General features: G+C 68.5%; 3 protein-coding genes. All 3 read left to right on the top strand.

Translation table 11 applies throughout. From position 1 onward, the window contains the following. Positions 1–188 precede the first annotated feature (188 nt). On the top strand, positions 189–773 hold the full coding sequence (locus tag Q0066_RS16060) for a nucleotide exchange factor GrpE (protein ID WP_366521541.1): 585 nt from the start codon (positions 189–191) through the stop codon (positions 771–773). A 123-nt stretch (positions 774–896) separates the two neighbouring features. Beyond that, positions 897–2,048 carry a molecular chaperone DnaJ gene (gene dnaJ / locus Q0066_RS16065; RefSeq protein WP_298134822.1) on the top strand — a complete coding sequence of 384 codons (1,152 nt, stop codon included), beginning with the start codon at positions 897–899 and terminating at the stop codon, positions 2,046–2,048. A gap of 1 nt (position 2,049) precedes the next feature. Then, on the top strand, positions 2,050–2,501 hold a 452-nt coding region (locus tag Q0066_RS16070), incomplete at its 3' end, for a helix-turn-helix transcriptional regulator (RefSeq protein WP_298134824.1).

A 2,501-nucleotide genomic window follows, 5' to 3' on the forward strand; every position in this document is an offset into this window, starting at 1 on the left:
CAGGCCAAGCAGCAGGCCGACGAAGCCCAGGCTCCCACCGCGGGTGCCGAGGACGCGTCGTCCAGCCCGGCCGACGATGACGTGGTGGACGCCGAGATCGTCGATGATGAGGACAACGACAAGAAGTGACGCTGTCGGCCGGTCCGTGGGTGGTTGCACCCGCGGATCGGCCGCGCAAAGGAGAATCCGTGAGCAAGCACGAGCAGCAGCCCGCAGCTGAGCCGACCCCCACCTCGGCACCGGAGGCCCCGGAGACGGCGCCCCAGCCGGACACGTCCGTCGATTCCGCAGCCGGCGCGTCCGACGCCGGGCAGCCGGTGGTCGACGAGCCGATCGTGGCGGCCAAGATCGCCGAACTGGAGGAACTGGCCGCCGAGCGCACCCAGGATCTGCAGCGGCTGCAGGCCGAATACGCCAACTACAAGAAGCGCGTCGACCGTGATCGGGCGTTGTCCCGGCAGGGCGGCATCGAGGCGGTCGTTCTCGACCTGCTGCCGGTGCTGGACAGCATCGAGGCGGCCCGCGAGCACGACGAACTGACCGGCGGTTTCAAGCTGGTCGCCGACGAGCTGGAGCGGTTGGCGTCCAAGTACGGCCTCACCGTCTACGGCGAGGTCGGCGAAGAGTTCGACCCCAACGTCCACGACGCGCTGATGCAGGTGCCGATGGAAGGGATCGAGGTCACCACGGTCTCAGCAGTGATGCAGAAGGGCGTCCGGTTGAACGACCGGGTGCTCCGCCCCGCCCGGGTCGGCGTCGCTGAGCCGGAGTAGCCGTCGGTTGAACTTGTCGAAACAACCGTCGGTCGAACTTGTCCAGACCACAGATGAGGGACAACCGTTGGTCGAGCTTGTCGAGACCACGCACGATGTAGACACGAAAGGAGGCGTCAGGACATGAGCACCAAGGACTGGCTCGAGAAGGACTACTACAAGGTCCTCGGCGTCTCCTCCGACGCCAAGCCGGACGAGATCAAGAAAGCGTTCCGCAAACTGGCCCGGGAGAACCATCCCGACCAGAACCAGAACAACCCTTCCGCCGAGCAGCGGTTCAAGGACATCTCCGAGGCCAACTCGGTGCTGTCCGATCCGAAGAAGCGCAAGGAGTATGACGAGGCCCGCAGCATGTTCGGTGGCGGCGGCTTCCGGTTCCCCGGTGGCGGCCAAGGGCCGTCGATGGAGGACCTGTTCCGCAACGCCGGCGGGGGACAGGCCGGTGGGAACATCTCCGACCTGTTCGGCAACCTGTTCGGCGGCACGTCCACCCGACGGACCACCACCAGCCGCGGTCCGCGGCGGGGCCAGGACATCGAGGGTGAGGCGAGCATCGACTTCACCGACGCGGTGAACGGTGTCACCGTCACGATGCAGACGGTCTCGGACGAGGCCTGCGCGGCCTGTTCGGGCACCGGGGCCAAGTCGGGAACGCTGCCGAAGGTGTGCCCGACCTGCCAGGGCAGCGGCATGCAGACCTCCACCTCCGGCGGCGTATTCGCCGTCAGCGAGCCGTGCAAGGACTGCCGCGGCCGCGGCCTGATCGTCGAGGAACCGTGCCCGATCTGTGGCGGTTCCGGGCGGGGCCGGTCGACCAAGTCGATGCAGGTGCGTATTCCGGCCGGCGTGACCGACGGCCAGAAGATCCGGATCAAGGGCAAGGGTGGCGCCGGCGAGAACGGCGGCGCACCCGGTGACCTGTACGTGCTGGTGCACGTGCGGCCGCACAAGCTGTTCGGACGCAAGGGTGACAACCTCACCCTGACCGTGCCGGTGACCTTCACCGAGGCGGCGCTGGGCGGCGACATCTCGGTGCCGACCTTGTCCGGTCAGCGGGTGACGTTGAAGATCGGTCCGGGAACGCCCAACGGCCGCACCTTCAGGGTGCGCGGCAAGGGCGTGCACAAGGCGGACGGCAGCACCGGTGACCTGCTGGTGACCGTCGAGGTGCAGGTGCCGAACGCCTTGAACGACACCGCCAAGGAGGCGTTGGCCAGCTTCGCCGCGGCGATGGGCGACGACACCGATCCGCGTGCCTCGCTGTACGGAGGCTGAGGTGGCCAGCTCGTCCGGCTTCCTGCCGCAGCGGATCGATTCCGACGCCCCGATCTTCGTGATCTCGGTGGCCGCGCAGTTGGCCGAGATGCATCCGCAGACGTTGCGGGGCTACGACCGGGTCGGCCTGGTCGTCCCGCAACGGACGCGGGGCCGCGGCCGCCGCTATTCGCTGCGCGACATCGCCAAGCTGCGGCACATTCAGCACCTGTCGCAGCGCGAAGGCATCAACCTCGAAGGCATCCGTCGCATCCTGGCGCTGGAGGACGAGCTGGACGCGCTGCGCGGCCAGCTGGCCAAGGTCGCCGAGCTGGTGTCCGAATTGCAGAGCGAGCCGCGGGCGCCCCGGGTGTTCACCGCGGCGTCCGCCGGCGACGTCCATCTCGGACGCCGGGCGGCCAGGCGTGCGACGCTGGCGCTCCCCGGCCGTCCGAGTGTGGTGGCACCCGAGGA

Source organism: Micropruina sp., from assembly GCF_027492755.1.
Classification (GTDB): domain Bacteria; phylum Actinomycetota; class Actinomycetes; order Propionibacteriales; family Propionibacteriaceae; genus Micropruina.

Bases quoted from the DNA above. Each gene is read 5' to 3' on its own strand.
- dnaJ (WP_298134822.1), top strand. From the start codon at position 897: ATGAGCACCAAGGACTGGCTCGAGAAGGACTACTACAAGGTCCTCGGC.